Origin of the sequence: Enterococcus sp. DIV0691, from assembly GCF_051711145.1 — a bacterium.
Classification (GTDB): domain Bacteria; phylum Bacillota; class Bacilli; order Lactobacillales; family Enterococcaceae; genus Enterococcus_B; species Enterococcus_B hirae.
The window spans coordinates 2,692,501-2,706,384 of sequence record NZ_JBIOLY010000001.1 but is presented as its reverse complement, the minus strand read 5'-3'; the positions used below and the strand labels follow the sequence as shown (position 1 = coordinate 2,706,384).

Here is a 13,884-nt window from a genome sequence, read left to right as displayed (position 1 = left end):
GCGAATACTTTGGACCATAAAGAGATGCGTCGCGTGATGCATGGCGCATTTATATTGACGATTGCTTCTTTCATAGCAAAAGTCCTAAGTGCGCTGTACCGCATTCCGCTCCAAAACTTAGTTGGTGATGAAGGATTTTATGTATACCAACAAGTATACCCAATCTATGGGATTGCCATGACTTTAGCGTTGTCTGGTTTACCGCAATTCATTTCAAAATATGTCGCTGAACGAAAAGATCCAATTCAGCGAAAAGAAGCACTGCAACGGCTTTATCCATTAGTTTTTTGGACAGGGATTGTTCTGTGGCTGTTTACTTTTCTCTTTAGCCGTTGGATTGCTTGGATGATGGGGGATCAGCAATTACGACCGCTGATCCAAATCGTTTCATTTACTTTCTTACTGATGCCAGGACTATCTTTTTATCGAGGGAATTTCCAAGGCAGATTTTTGATGGAACCGACAGCTGTTTCACAAGTCGTTGAACAATTTGTGAGAGTGGCGATCATCGTTTTCAGTGCCTTTGCTTTTCGACTATTTGGCTGGTCAGTTTACCAAACAGGAACTGCTGCTATGAGTGGTGCAGTCATCGGGGGACTTTGTGCCTATGGTGTGTTGCGCTATTATGAACAAAAGATCCATGGTGGGGCGTTAAGTTTTCGACATTTTTCGGTCACGAAACGACCTGACAAACGATTGATCCGGCGTTTTTTAGTTGAAGGGGGCTTAGTGTCAATCTATAGTGGTCTGCTGATTTTCTTTCAGCTGATCGACTCATTTTTTGTAAAAAATGCGCTTCAAGTTTATGGACTATCTGAACAAAGTGCAAAAATTGCAAAAGGGGTCTATGATCGTGGGCAACCGTTAGTTCAATTAGGACTAGTGATTGCAACTGCATTAAGTGCGACTTTCTTACCTGCATTGACGAAATACTTGATAACGGCTGTGCATAGTCAATTTCTAAAGACTGCCAAAATCTATTTACGGTTAACAACGACTTTAGCATTAGCTGCTTCTGTAGGTCTAGCTATGCTTTTACCGTATATCAACTATGCGCTATTTAAAGATTACGCTGGGAATGCAGCGTTGGTGCTATTCGTCTTTGCAATTGCTTTAACAGCAATCATCCAAACCTATCAAAGTATTGCCCAAAGTAAAAATTCTTTTCGTCCCTCTTTGAAAGGTGCAGGCTGGGGGCTGTTAGCCAAAGCTTTGGCAACCCCGTTTCTAACTGGTTATCTAGGGACAGTAGGTGCTAGTTTGTCGACCTTGCTAGGATTGGCTGTCACTCTATGGTATTTTGTCCACACGGAGACTAGTGAAATCAATCAGTTCTGGAAAGAACGTCGCTTTGGAAGTAAATTGCTTCAATGTTTGGGATGGATGATCTTAGCCTTACTGATTTATTATGGCGGACTGACGATGATTTTTGGACCGGTTGCTCATCGGTCTTCTGCGTTCTTTGCCAGTTTAGCAGGTGTAGGAATCGGGGCGTTCGTCTTTGTGAATGCAGTGATCTGGACAAAATTATTTACGGTTAGAGAATGGTTGATGTTACCGTTTGGAAAAAAGATTTTACGATTTAATAAACTTATAAAAAATAAAAGTGAGGAATCCTAATGCGATTAGATAAATTTCTTAAAATTTCCCGAATTATCAAACGCCGCTCTGTAGCAAAAGAAGTGGCAGATAAAGGAAGAATTCAAATCAACGGAAAATTGGCTAAATCTTCTAGTGATGTCAAGGTAGGCGATCAATTGAAGATCCAATTTGGAAACAAAACAATGGAAGTAAAAGTCAATGAATTACATGAGTCAACGAAAAAAGAAGATGCTCAAAAAATGTATGAGATCATTTCGGAGATTCGCAAGCAAAACACTGACGAAATAGATTAGACAACCCTCAATGATATTGGTATAATGAAAACGACAATCAAAAAAGATTGGAGCGAAGAGAAGTGACAAAAAAAAGCAACAAAATTGCTGCTTTAGATACAGAGTATGCAAAGAAAAAATATGTCGAATTTCAAGAACAACAACGCCAGTTGATTTTTCGTAGACGTCGATTAGCAGTTATTTTTATAGGTGCTTTGGTCATTTTCGCAATTTTAGGTTTTCAAATTTTTCGTGATATGCAAAGAATGAATCAATTAAACGAATTGAAAGTTGAAGCAAATACGGAATTAAGCCAAGTCAATGCTGATGTGGATCAGCTAACACAGGATGTCTCATTATTGAAAGATGATGACTATGTGGCGAAACTTGCGAGAAGCAAATACTTTTATTCAAAAGAAGGCGAGCAGGTTTATCCAGTATTAGAATCAAATACGGATGACACAGACCAAACAACTAGTTCAACAACTGCAAAATAAGCAGTATTATAAATAGGTTAATAATTAGGAGGAACATTTTTTTTATGTCAATCGAGGTAGGAGCAAAACTGCAAGGAAAAGTATCAGGAATTACAAATTTTGGCGCGTTTATTGATTTAGGAGCTGGAAAAACTGGTCTAGTTCATATCAGTGAAGTCTCAAATGGCTATATCAAAGATATTCATGATGTTTTAAGTGTCAGTGATGAAGTAACTGTTAAAGTTATCTCAGTTAATGATGATGGTAAAATTGGATTATCAATCCGTCAAACACAACCAAGACCAGCGGAATCAACAGAATCAGATGATGATAAGCGTCCAAAAAAATACCAACAAAGAGATCCTCGCGATAATCGAGGTCGTTCAACACAGAAAAAACCTTTTTCTCGCAGTCAATCTTCTAATAACCATAAAGAAGACTTCGATTCATTAATGAGTTCATTTTTAAAGGATAGTGATGATCGATTGACTTCCTTGAAGCGCAATACAGAAGGTAAACGTGGCGGACGCGGCGGACGTCGCAGCTAACCAAAAACTTAAGAGCAGGCAATTGTCGCAGACTTTTGTCCGCTCTTTTTTTCATTGGAATCTTTGATGGTAGGTTGATCGAAGCCGAGAAGGAACAAGGAAGTGATTCGATGGAAGAAGAACAAGACGCAAGGAAGATCAGACAACGTTTTTTGACAAATTGTGAAATCAATGGTTATTTGAATGAAAAAACAAGAGCGCTACTGGCGGTTTCTGGGGGAGTAGATTCTATGGTTCTTCTGGATTTAATGATGGAAGCGCAAAAAAAATGGGGTTTCTTTTTGGCAGTGACCCATATCAATCATCAATTAAGAGAAGAATCTGTTCATGAAGTTGCGTATTTAAAGAAGTATTGTCAACAACATCAACTCCCATTACAAGTGGAAGTTTGGGAAAAGCCAACAAAAAAGGGCATTGAAACAGCGGCTCGAGAGTTTCGTTATCAAGTGTTTGCGAAGCAGATGCAAAGCGGCAGCTATGACTGCCTAATGACGGCACATCATGGGGATGACCAAATGGAAACGGTTTTAATGAAGTTGTTGCGTGGGGGGCAACTTAGTACCTATGCTGGGATCAAAGAAGCCCAACCCTTCTCCAATGGTCGATTGATTCGTCCGTTACTAGGATTTAGTAAGGCGCAATTATATCAATATGCTTCAGAGCGAGAGCTGGTTTATTTTGAAGACCATACGAATCAAGAGTTGGATGTTCAACGTAATCGCCTTCGTCATTTGGTTCTGCCTCAACTAAAACAAGAAAATCCACAAGCAATGGTTCATTTTCAACGTTTTTCGCAGCAGATCCAATGGGCAGATCGATTGATTCAAACACACATGAAGAAAGTCTTGATGGAAAATGTCGTAGAAGAAAACGAATGGGTGCATTTTCCTTGGAAACTATTAGCGGAGATGCCAGAAGAAGAAAGCTATTATTTCTTATACGCATTCTTTGATCATTTTTTTGAAAAAACAGCGATCGTGATCAAAGAAAAACAAATCCAACTGATTTTACAACAGTGTCAACAGAAAAAAGGCCAATGGAAAATTACTCTTGAACGAGGGTGGGTTCTGCAACGTAGCTATGAAAAAATCTATCTTATCCAAGAGAAAGCTGATCCCTCAAAAACAATACAAGAACGAACAGAGGCGTATAAGTTGGAGTTGAATCAACGCATCAGGTTAGATGAAAGCTGCTGGATCGGCTTGTTTACACCTGAAGCAGCCGAAGAAGCTAGAAAAGCAGATGATTGGGACGAGTTTTCTCATGATCTTTGGCTATCTTCACATCAAGAACTGTTTGTAGGAAAGAGACAAGCAGGAGAGCGTATCCAGCTAAATAGCAAACTAAAAAAGAAAATATCCAGATATTTGATTGATAACAAAGTACCTGATTCACAAAGAAAAGAGGCATGGGTCGTGAGGGATCAAAATGAAAATATTTATAGTTTGGTCCCATTTACCTATTCCTATTTGAGTATTGGTGTAGAAACTGATAAAATACACTACATACTTCTTTACAAATATCACAAAGAAGCAATTGGAAGGAGAACCTGATGTTAGAAAAGGATATTGAAAAAGTTTTGATTACAAGAGAAGAAATACAAGTTCGTTGTGAAGAACTAGGCAAAGAATTGGCAGAAACTTATAAGCATAATAATCCACTCGTTGTTGGTGTTCTAAAAGGCGCTGTTCCATTCATGGCAGATATCATACGTTCGATTGATGCTCACTTGGAAATAGACTTTATGGATGTTTCAAGTTATGGAAATGCAACGGTTTCATCAGGAGAAGTCAAAATCGTCAAAGATTTAGATACCAATGTTGAAGGCCGTGACTTACTGATCGTTGAAGATATCATCGATAGTGGAAGAACACTCGCTTATTTGGTTGATCTATTTAAATACCGTAAAGCAAAATCAGTGAAAATTGTCACATTGCTTGATAAACCAGAAGGTAGAGTAGTTGATATTGAAGCAGACTATGTTGGATTCAATGTTCCTAATGAATTTGTAGTGGGTTACGGATTAGATTATGCAGAAGCTTACCGTAATTTACCATACATCGGTGTATTGAAGCCTAGCGTTTATCAATCAAATTAGTGCTGTATCTACTATAAATTGTGTTACAATAGAATGGTCAGGATTGATAAAAAAAATGCTAAATTAAAATAACGCATAGGGAGGGCAACTATGAACAAAAAAAACAATGGCATGATGAAAAATGCCTTGTATTATGTCCTCGTAATCTTAGCGATGGTTATGGTCGTATATTTTATCTTTGGTAATAACGGCCAACGATCGTCAGATATCGAGTACACAAAATTTACAGAACAATTACAAGCAGGGAAAATCAAAGAATTTGAAGTGCAACCTGCAAATGGTGTATATAAAATTTCTGGAGAGTATAAAGAACAGCAAACCGTCTCTAACAGTGGTGGACTTGCTATCTTAGGATCGACAGATACAAAAACGACACACTTTACAACGATTATTTTGCCAAACGATACCACACTTAGCCAAGTGACTGATTTAGCGAAAGAACATAACGTAGCTACAACAGTCAAAGAAGAATCAAGCAGTGGCGTATGGGTATCCTTATTGCTAAGCTTCTTACCAATTATCATCCTTGTGTTCTTCTTCTATATGATGATGGGGCAACAAGGTGGTGGCGGAGGCGGCGGTGGCCGTGTCATGAACTTTGGTAAATCAAAAGCCAAAGAAGCAGACAAAAAAGCTAACCGTGTACGCTTCTCGGATGTCGCTGGTGCAGAAGAAGAGAAACAAGAGTTGGTTGAAGTTGTTGAATTCTTAAGAGATCCGCGACGTTTTGTTGAGTTAGGCGCACGTATCCCAGCTGGTGTTCTTTTAGAAGGACCTCCAGGAACTGGTAAAACATTGTTAGCAAAAGCTGTAGCTGGAGAAGCGGGTGTACCGTTTTACTCTATTTCAGGTTCTGACTTTGTAGAAATGTTTGTGGGTGTTGGGGCAAGTCGTGTTCGTGACTTATTTGAAACAGCGAAGAAAAATGCTCCAGCAATCATCTTCATCGATGAAATTGATGCTGTTGGTCGTCAACGTGGCGCAGGCATGGGCGGTGGACATGATGAACGTGAACAAACACTGAACCAATTGCTAGTTGAAATGGACGGATTTGATGGGAATGAAGGTGTCATCGTCATTGCTGCAACAAACCGTTCAGATGTACTTGACCCTGCACTTTTACGTCCAGGACGTTTTGACCGTCAAATTTTAGTTGGTCGTCCAGATGTGAAAGGCCGTGAAGCAATCTTACGTGTTCACGCACGAAACAAACCGATGGCAGATGACGTTGATTTGAAAGTCGTGGCACAACAAACACCAGGTTTTGCTGGTGCAGATTTAGAAAATGTCTTAAACGAAGCAGCTTTAGTTGCGGCTCGTCGTAACAAGAAGAAAATCGATGCTTCAGATATTGATGAAGCAGAAGATCGCGTGATTGCAGGTCCAGCTAAGAAAGATCGCGTAATCAGCAAAAAAGAACGAGAAATGGTGGCTTATCACGAAGCAGGTCATACGATCGTTGGTTTAGTCTTGAGTCGGGCACGTGTGGTTCATAAAGTAACCATTATTCCACGTGGACGTGCAGGTGGTTATATGATCGCCTTACCAAAAGAAGATCAATTCTTGATGACAAAAGAAGATATGTTTGAACAAATCGTTGGTTTGCTTGGTGGTCGAACAGCAGAAGAAATCATCTTCAACGTTCAATCAACTGGGGCTTCTAATGACTTTGAACAAGCAACAGCTTTAGCACGAAGCATGGTAACTGAATATGGAATGAGTGATCGTTTAGGTCCAGTTCAATATGAAGGAAATCATCAAGTATTCGTTGGTCGTGACTATGGTCAAACGAAAGCTTACTCTGAACAAGTGGCCTTTGAAATTGACCAAGAAGTGCGTAAGATTTTGATGGAAGCTCATCAAAAAGCGCATGAGATCATCGAAGCACATCGAGCACAACATAAATTGATCGCTGAAAAACTGTTAGAATTTGAAACACTCGATGCGAAAGCAATCAAATCTTTATTTGAAAAAGGTGTTATGCCTGAAGGTTCAGAATCTGCTAACTATCCTAGTGAAAAAGAAGCGCAAACTTTTGAAGAAGCAAAACGTGCTTTGGAAGAAAAAGACGCAGAAAAACAAGCGGAAGAAAAGCAAGATTTTGAGCACGATAAGAAAGAATTTGAAGAAGAGAAAAAAGAATTAAATGAAGAAGAACATCAAACTTCTTCAACAGATGATTCGGATGATCAACCGAAATAATCGCTAAAAAAATGAGAGCTACGACAAAAGTCGTGGCTCTCATTTTAGTAGTTGTTTTATTTTTTATTATAGAATAGGCAAATAAAAGAAAAGATAACATTCATAAGTTGAAAATTATCAGCGTAACTAGTATGATTCACTATGAATTTAAAAATCGGAAAAGAGGTACATAAATAAATGGAAGATTATTTGATCAAGGCACTGGCCTATGATGGCTATGTACGTGCTTATGCAGTTCAAGCAACAAATACTGTTGCAGAAGCCCAAAAACGACACGACACTTGGCATACATCATCGGCTGCATTAGGTCGTACGCTTGTTGGCGGACTTTTACTAGGTTCGACGCTAAAAGGCGAAGACAAGTTAACTGTGCGGATTCAAGGGAATGGTCCGGCTAATGGGATTGTGGTAGATGCGAATGGTAAAGGAGAAGTCAAAGGCTATATCCAAAACCCTCATTTGAGCCTACCTTTGAATGAAGCAGGAAAAATTGATGTGCGTGGTGCTGTGGGAACGCAAGGGATGTTCAGTGTTACTAAAGACCTCGGTTTGAAAGAACCATTTTCGGGACAAACACCTATTGTTTCTGGAGAAATTGCGGAAGACTTTACCTATTATCTTGCAATCTCAGAACAGATTCCTTCAGCAGTTGGATTGAGCGTATTAGTTAACACGGATGACAGTATCAAAACAGCTGGTGGATTTATGATCCAAATCATGCCTGGTGCAGATGAAGAAACTATCAGTAAAATTGAAGAACAATTAAAAACGACACCACGTATTTCTACTTTATTAGACGAAGGATTAACACCTGAAAAAATTCTTGAAGGTTTACTAGGAACTAGTGAGTTGAATATTTTAGAGAAAATGCCGGTACAATTCAAATGTGATTGCTCAAAAGAAAAATTTGGGGAAGCAATTATTGCTTTAGGGGCAGAAGAAATCCAAGCGATGATTGATGAAGATCACGGAGCAGAAGCCGTTTGTTCATTCTGCAACAACAAGTATGAATACAGTGAAGCAGAATTATCCAAGCTAAAAGCAGAAGCGCTGGGAGGAAAATAAGTGGAACATACATGGAAAATCGGACATGTTGAAATTCCCAATCGAGTAGTTGTCGCACCGATGGCTGGAATCACTAATTCAGCTTTTCGTGTGACCGTCAAAGAGTTCGGTGCTGGATTAGTCGTCTGTGAGATGATCAGTGACCAAGGAATCCATTTTAGAAACAAGAAAACATTAGAGATGCTGCATATCGAAGAAACAGAACATCCACTAAGTTTGCAAATTTTTGGTGGAAACAAAGAGACTTTGGTCGAGGCTGCCCAATTCGTTCAAGAAAATACAGCGGCTGACATCATTGATATCAATATGGGTTGCCCAGTGAACAAAATCATCAAAGCAGAAGCAGGCGCTAAATGGTTATTGGATCCAGATAAAGTTTATGAGATGGTACAAGCTGTCTCTTCTGCTGTTGATGTACCAGTTACTGTGAAAATGAGAATCGGTTGGGATGAACAACATGTCTTTGCTGTGCAAAATGCTTTAGCGGCTGAAGCAGCTGGCGCCAGTGCAATCGCCATGCACGGACGTACGAGAGTACAAATGTATGAAGGTAAAGCAAACTGGGAAGTATTGAAAGAAGTTAAAAGTCAGCTCAAGATCCCATTTATGGGCAATGGAGATGTCAAAACTCCGGAAGATGCTAAAAGAATGTTAGAATACGTAGGAGCGGATGGTGTAATGATCGGGCGTGCAGCGTTAGGCAATCCTTGGATGATCCATCGCACCCAGCATTACTTAGAAACCGGGGAGTTAATCCCTGAACCAACACCAAGAGAAAAAATCGAGACCGCTAAATTACATTTGAAACGTTTAGTCGATTTAAAAGGAGAGGTTGTTGCGTGCCGAGAATTTCGGACACATGCTTCCTATTATTTAAAAGGAATCTCTCGAGCAGCAAAAGTAAAAGTTGCAATCAATCAAGCAGAAAAACAAGTAGAAATCAATGAACTGCTTGACCGCTTTTTAGAGAAAACAGAAAAAGTATCTGTGAAATAATCCAGTGATTTTCTAAGTTTTTCGTGAATTTTCAAGTCGAACTTTAAGTTCGGCTTGCTTTTTTTGTGTTTCATTGGCATTATAGGAAAGAGAATAACATGAGAATGGAGGAACTTTTGTGACACAGGAACAACAACATCAAGTAGAAGATTTAAACGATCAAATGCTTGTTCGCCGTCAAAAAATGGAGCAATTAAGAGAAAATGGGATTGATCCTTTTGGTAAACGATTTGAACGTACGCACAATTCAGAAGAATTACATGAATTGTTTGATCCAAGAACAAAAGAAGAATTAGCAGAGATGGGGCTAACTGCAAGTGTAGCCGGTCGAATGATCACTCGTCGTGGTAAAGGAAAAGCTGGATTTGCTCACTTACAAGATCGTGAAGGCCAAATCCAAATTTATGTACGTAAAGATCAAGTAGGTGATGAAGCCTATGATGTATTCAAACATGCTGATTTAGGAGACTTCTTTGGCGTAACAGGTGAAATCATGAAGACTGATACTGGCGAAGTTTCAATCAAGGCATCAGAAATCACTATTTTATCAAAAGCTTTACGTCCGCTACCAGATAAATACCATGGATTGACTAATATCGAACAACGTTATCGTCAACGTTATCTTGATTTGATCAGTAACCGTGAAAGTTTTGATCGCTTCATGAAACGTAGCCAAATTATTAGCGAAATCCGTCGTTACTTAGATGGTAATGGCTATATTGAAGTAGAAACACCAGTCTTACACAATGAAGCCGGTGGTGCTGCAGCTCGTCCATTTATTACACACCATAACGCACTAGATATTGATTTATACTTACGTATTGCGTTAGAACTTCATTTAAAACGCCTAATTGTGGGTGGAATGGAAAAAGTTTACGAAATCGGTCGCGTTTTCCGTAATGAAGGAATCGATACAACTCATAATCCAGAATTTACGATGTTAGAAGCTTACACCGCTTATACAGATTTCCAGGATGTCATGAACTTGACTGAAGGAATCATTCGTAATGCAGCCCAAAAAGTTCTTGGTACAGCAGAAATCACTTATGATGGCCAAGCAGTTGATTTGGAAAGTGACTTTAAACGTATCCATATGGTAGATGCGATCAAAGAGCAAACAGGTGTCGATTTCTGGAAAGAAATGACATTAGAAGAAGCATTAGCACTTGCTGAAGAGCATCACGTAGAAGTGACCGAAGCAATGGGCGTAGGACATGTCATCAATGAGTTCTTTGAAACTTTTGTGGAAGAAACATTGACACAACCAACTTTTGTTTACGGACATCCAGTAGAAGTATCTCCATTGGCGAAAAAGAATCCAGAAGATCCACGCTTTACCGATCGTTTTGAATTGTTTATCGTTGGTCGGGAATTTGCGAATGCCTTTACCGAATTAAATGATCCAATTGATCAAAGAGAACGTTTTGAAGCCCAAGAAAAAGAACGTGAGCTAGGAAACGATGAAGCACACGGTGTCGATGAAGACTTCTTGGAAGCTTTAGAATATGGTATGCCACCAACTGGCGGTCTAGGTATCGGAATTGACCGTTTAGTTATGTTATTGACGGATGCACAGTCGATCCGTGATGTTTTACTATTCCCAACGATGCGTTAGATATGGTGAATATGAATAAAAAAGAAGCCAAGAACTGTTGGCTTCTTTTTTTATAATCTAGTAAAAGAGAGAAGTCAAAGGATCACTCTATTTCTAGTAGATAGCGTAAAACTTACACCACTTTTTGTCAGTTTCTTTTTTGAAATAATGAGGTACGGTAAAAAAATGCAAGGCGAGGATAATCGAGAAATTTATTATGTGGAGGCATAGATAAAGGAATTGCTTGCTTGTGTTTGAGTAGATTGATTAAACTATCTTCTCATTTATAACGAAAATTAAAGAATAAGGGATGAGTAATATCGCAGGAAAACTATAAAAATACGAATGATTATTTTTAAAGTTACAGAAATGATCGTCTAATGAAAAAAACTTGAAAAAATACAAAAAATTCGTTGACCGTTAAAGGTTTAGTTGGTATATTATTATTTGTTCAAAAGTTATCACTAAATAACTTCTGACAAAAATAAAAAATAACTTCAAAAAGTTCTTGACGTGTGAGAGATCACATGATAAGATAACTGAGTCGTTAAAAAACAATAGCTTACGAAGCTTGATTCTATCGAAAAAAACTTCAAAAAAGTTGTTGACAAATAACAAACGATGAGTTATGATAAATGAGTTGCTGAAACACTTCTGAAAAATGAAGTTAAAAAACTTTTAAAAAAGAGTTGACAAACAAACGTCACTCTGATATGATATAAAAGTTGCTACGGCAATCTCAACTGATTAGCATTTAATCAAGTAGACCTTTGAAAACTGAACAAAGCAAAGACAAACCAAATGTGTAGGGCGTCTTGATTGATTCAAGACAACAAACATTTTTAACAAGCAAGCAATATGCTAGCAAACAATTGAGCTTAACAATCGCAAGATTGTTCGAACTTTTTATGAGAGTTTGATCCTGGCTCAGGACGAACGCTGGCGGCGTGCCTAATACATGCAAGTCGAACGCTTCTTTTTCCACCGGAGCTTGCTCCACCGGAAAAAGAGGAGTGGCGAACGGGTGAGTAACACGTGGGTAACCTGCCCATCAGAAGGGGATAACACTTGGAAACAGGTGCTAATACCGTATAACAATCGAAACCGCATGGTTTTGATTTGAAAGGCGCTTTCGGGTGTCGCTGATGGATGGACCCGCGGTGCATTAGCTAGTTGGTGAGGTAACGGCTCACCAAGGCGACGATGCATAGCCGACCTGAGAGGGTGATCGGCCACATTGGGACTGAGACACGGCCCAAACTCCTACGGGAGGCAGCAGTAGGGAATCTTCGGCAATGGACGAAAGTCTGACCGAGCAACGCCGCGTGAGTGAAGAAGGTTTTCGGATCGTAAAACTCTGTTGTTAGAGAAGAACAAGGATGAGAGTAACTGTTCATCCCTTGACGGTATCTAACCAGAAAGCCACGGCTAACTACGTGCCAGCAGCCGCGGTAATACGTAGGTGGCAAGCGTTGTCCGGATTTATTGGGCGTAAAGCGAGCGCAGGCGGTTTCTTAAGTCTGATGTGAAAGCCCCCGGCTCAACCGGGGAGGGTCATTGGAAACTGGGAGACTTGAGTGCAGAAGAGGAGAGTGGAATTCCATGTGTAGCGGTGAAATGCGTAGATATATGGAGGAACACCAGTGGCGAAGGCGGCTCTCTGGTCTGTAACTGACGCTGAGGCTCGAAAGCGTGGGGAGCAAACAGGATTAGATACCCTGGTAGTCCACGCCGTAAACGATGAGTGCTAAGTGTTGGAGGGTTTCCGCCCTTCAGTGCTGCAGCTAACGCATTAAGCACTCCGCCTGGGGAGTACGACCGCAAGGTTGAAACTCAAAGGAATTGACGGGGGCCCGCACAAGCGGTGGAGCATGTGGTTTAATTCGAAGCAACGCGAAGAACCTTACCAGGTCTTGACATCCTTTGACCACTCTAGAGATAGAGCTTCCCCTTCGGGGGCAAAGTGACAGGTGGTGCATGGTTGTCGTCAGCTCGTGTCGTGAGATGTTGGGTTAAGTCCCGCAACGAGCGCAACCCTTATTGTTAGTTGCCATCATTTAGTTGGGCACTCTAGCAAGACTGCCGGTGACAAACCGGAGGAAGGTGGGGATGACGTCAAATCATCATGCCCCTTATGACCTGGGCTACACACGTGCTACAATGGGAAGTACAACGAGTCGCAAAGTCGCGAGGCTAAGCTAATCTCTTAAAGCTTCTCTCAGTTCGGATTGTAGGCTGCAACTCGCCTACATGAAGCCGGAATCGCTAGTAATCGCGGATCAGCACGCCGCGGTGAATACGTTCCCGGGCCTTGTACACACCGCCCGTCACACCACGAGAGTTTGTAACACCCGAAGTCGGTGAGGTAACCTTTTGGAGCCAGCCGCCTAAGGTGGGATAGATGATTGGGGTGAAGTCGTAACAAGGTAGCCGTATCGGAAGGTGCGGCTGGATCACCTCCTTTCTAAGGAATATTACGGAGACTACACTGTTTGTTTTTCACTTTGTTCAGTTTTGAGAGGTCTACTCTCAAAATTTAATCGGGGCCTTAGCTCAGCTGGGAGAGCGCCTGCTTTGCACGCAGGAGGTCAGCGGTTCGATCCCGCTAGGCTCCATTAACAACATTAGTTGTTAAAACATTTTGTTCATTGAAAACTGGATATTTGAAGTAAATTAGTAATACAAACCGAGAACACCGCGTTGAATGAGTTTTTTAATAAGTTCAATTGCTTATTTTCTTGATCGGACTTCTATCGCTAGAAGAAAGATCAAAACCCAACCGCAAGGTTGATAAGGTTAAGTGAATAAGGGCGCACGGTGGATGCCTTGGCACTAGGAGCCGATGAAGGACGGGACTAACACCGATATGCTTTGGGGAGCTGTACGTAAGCTATGATCCAGAGATTTCCGAATGGGGGAACCCAGCATCTTTTATAGGATGTTACGTTTGCGTGAATACATAGCGCATTCGAGGTAGACGCAGAGAACTGAAACATCTAAGTACCTGCAGGAAGAGAAAGAAAATTCGATT

The 13,884-nt window shown here is 40.4% G+C and carries 10 protein-coding genes, 1 tRNA gene and 2 rRNA genes (1 of these 13 only partly in view); all 13 read left to right on the top strand.

Annotated elements, in window-relative coordinates:
* The first annotated feature begins 9 nt into the window (after positions 1-9).
* Entirely contained in the window at positions 10-1,620 is a 1,611-nt protein-coding gene (locus tag IGJ11_RS12400; RefSeq protein WP_010737289.1) for a putative polysaccharide biosynthesis protein, read from the top strand.
* Positions 1,620-1,895, top strand: coding sequence for an RNA-binding S4 domain-containing protein (locus IGJ11_RS12395; RefSeq protein WP_010720581.1), 276 nt, complete (start codon positions 1,620-1,622; stop codon positions 1,893-1,895). Before IGJ11_RS12400 ends, IGJ11_RS12395 begins: the two co-directional genes overlap by 1 nt.
* 62 nt (positions 1,896-1,957) lie before the next feature.
* Positions 1,958-2,371, top strand: coding sequence for an FtsB family cell division protein (locus IGJ11_RS12390; protein WP_010737290.1), 414 nt, complete (start codon positions 1,958-1,960; stop codon positions 2,369-2,371).
* 44 nt (positions 2,372-2,415) lie between these two features.
* On the top strand, positions 2,416-2,898 hold the full coding sequence (locus IGJ11_RS12385) for a S1 domain-containing RNA-binding protein (RefSeq protein WP_207433418.1): 483 nt from the start codon (positions 2,416-2,418) through the stop codon (positions 2,896-2,898).
* 110 nt (positions 2,899-3,008) lie between these two features.
* On the top strand, positions 3,009-4,451 hold the full coding sequence (tilS, locus tag IGJ11_RS12380) for a tRNA lysidine(34) synthetase TilS (protein WP_063627631.1): 1,443 nt from the start codon (positions 3,009-3,011) through the stop codon (positions 4,449-4,451).
* Complete coding sequence (gene hpt / locus IGJ11_RS12375; protein WP_010737292.1) at positions 4,451-4,996, top strand: hypoxanthine phosphoribosyltransferase; 546 nt, start codon at positions 4,451-4,453, stop codon at positions 4,994-4,996. Before tilS ends, hpt begins: the two co-directional genes overlap by 1 nt.
* 90 nt (positions 4,997-5,086) lie before the next feature.
* The gene (gene ftsH / locus IGJ11_RS12370; protein WP_010720576.1) at positions 5,087-7,198 is read left to right on the top strand and encodes an ATP-dependent zinc metalloprotease FtsH; all 2,112 of its coding nucleotides are present in this window, start codon (positions 5,087-5,089) and stop codon (positions 7,196-7,198) included.
* Between the two features lie 177 nt (positions 7,199-7,375).
* The gene (gene hslO, locus IGJ11_RS12365) at positions 7,376-8,263 is read left to right on the top strand and encodes an Hsp33 family molecular chaperone HslO (protein WP_207433416.1); all 888 of its coding nucleotides are present in this window, start codon (positions 7,376-7,378) and stop codon (positions 8,261-8,263) included.
* Entirely contained in the window at positions 8,264-9,259 is a 996-nt protein-coding gene (gene dusB, locus IGJ11_RS12360; protein WP_207433414.1) for a tRNA dihydrouridine synthase DusB, read from the top strand.
* A gap of 118 nt (positions 9,260-9,377) precedes the next feature.
* The gene (gene lysS, locus IGJ11_RS12355) at positions 9,378-10,874 is read left to right on the top strand and encodes a lysine--tRNA ligase (RefSeq protein WP_010720573.1); all 1,497 of its coding nucleotides are present in this window, start codon (positions 9,378-9,380) and stop codon (positions 10,872-10,874) included.
* A gap of 883 nt (positions 10,875-11,757) precedes the next feature.
* Positions 11,758-13,317: ribosomal RNA gene (locus IGJ11_RS12350) — 16S ribosomal RNA — on the top strand.
* 78 nt (positions 13,318-13,395) lie between these two features.
* Positions 13,396-13,468 (top strand) — tRNA-Ala (locus IGJ11_RS12345).
* A 179-nt stretch (positions 13,469-13,647) separates the two neighbouring features.
* Positions 13,648-13,884: ribosomal RNA gene (locus tag IGJ11_RS12340) — 23S ribosomal RNA — on the top strand; it runs 2,677 nt beyond the window's last position.
* The 16S and 23S rRNA genes sit together here with 1 tRNA gene alongside, the layout of an rRNA operon.

What these genes read in the sequence shown, in the direction of transcription:
- IGJ11_RS12395 (WP_010720581.1), top strand. Translation starts at nt 1,620, where the DNA reads ATGCGATTAGATAAATTTCTTAAAATTTCCCGAATTATCAAACGCCGC.
- IGJ11_RS12385 (WP_207433418.1), top strand. Translation starts at nt 2,416, where the DNA reads ATGTCAATCGAGGTAGGAGCAAAACTGCAAGGAAAAGTATCAGGAATT.
- tilS (WP_063627631.1), top strand. Translation starts at nt 3,009, where the DNA reads ATGGAAGAAGAACAAGACGCAAGGAAGATCAGACAACGTTTTTTGACA.
- hpt (WP_010737292.1), top strand. Translation starts at nt 4,451, where the DNA reads ATGTTAGAAAAGGATATTGAAAAAGTTTTGATTACAAGAGAAGAAATA.
- ftsH (WP_010720576.1), top strand. Translation starts at nt 5,087, where the DNA reads ATGAACAAAAAAAACAATGGCATGATGAAAAATGCCTTGTATTATGTC.
- hslO (WP_207433416.1), top strand. Translation starts at nt 7,376, where the DNA reads ATGGAAGATTATTTGATCAAGGCACTGGCCTATGATGGCTATGTACGT.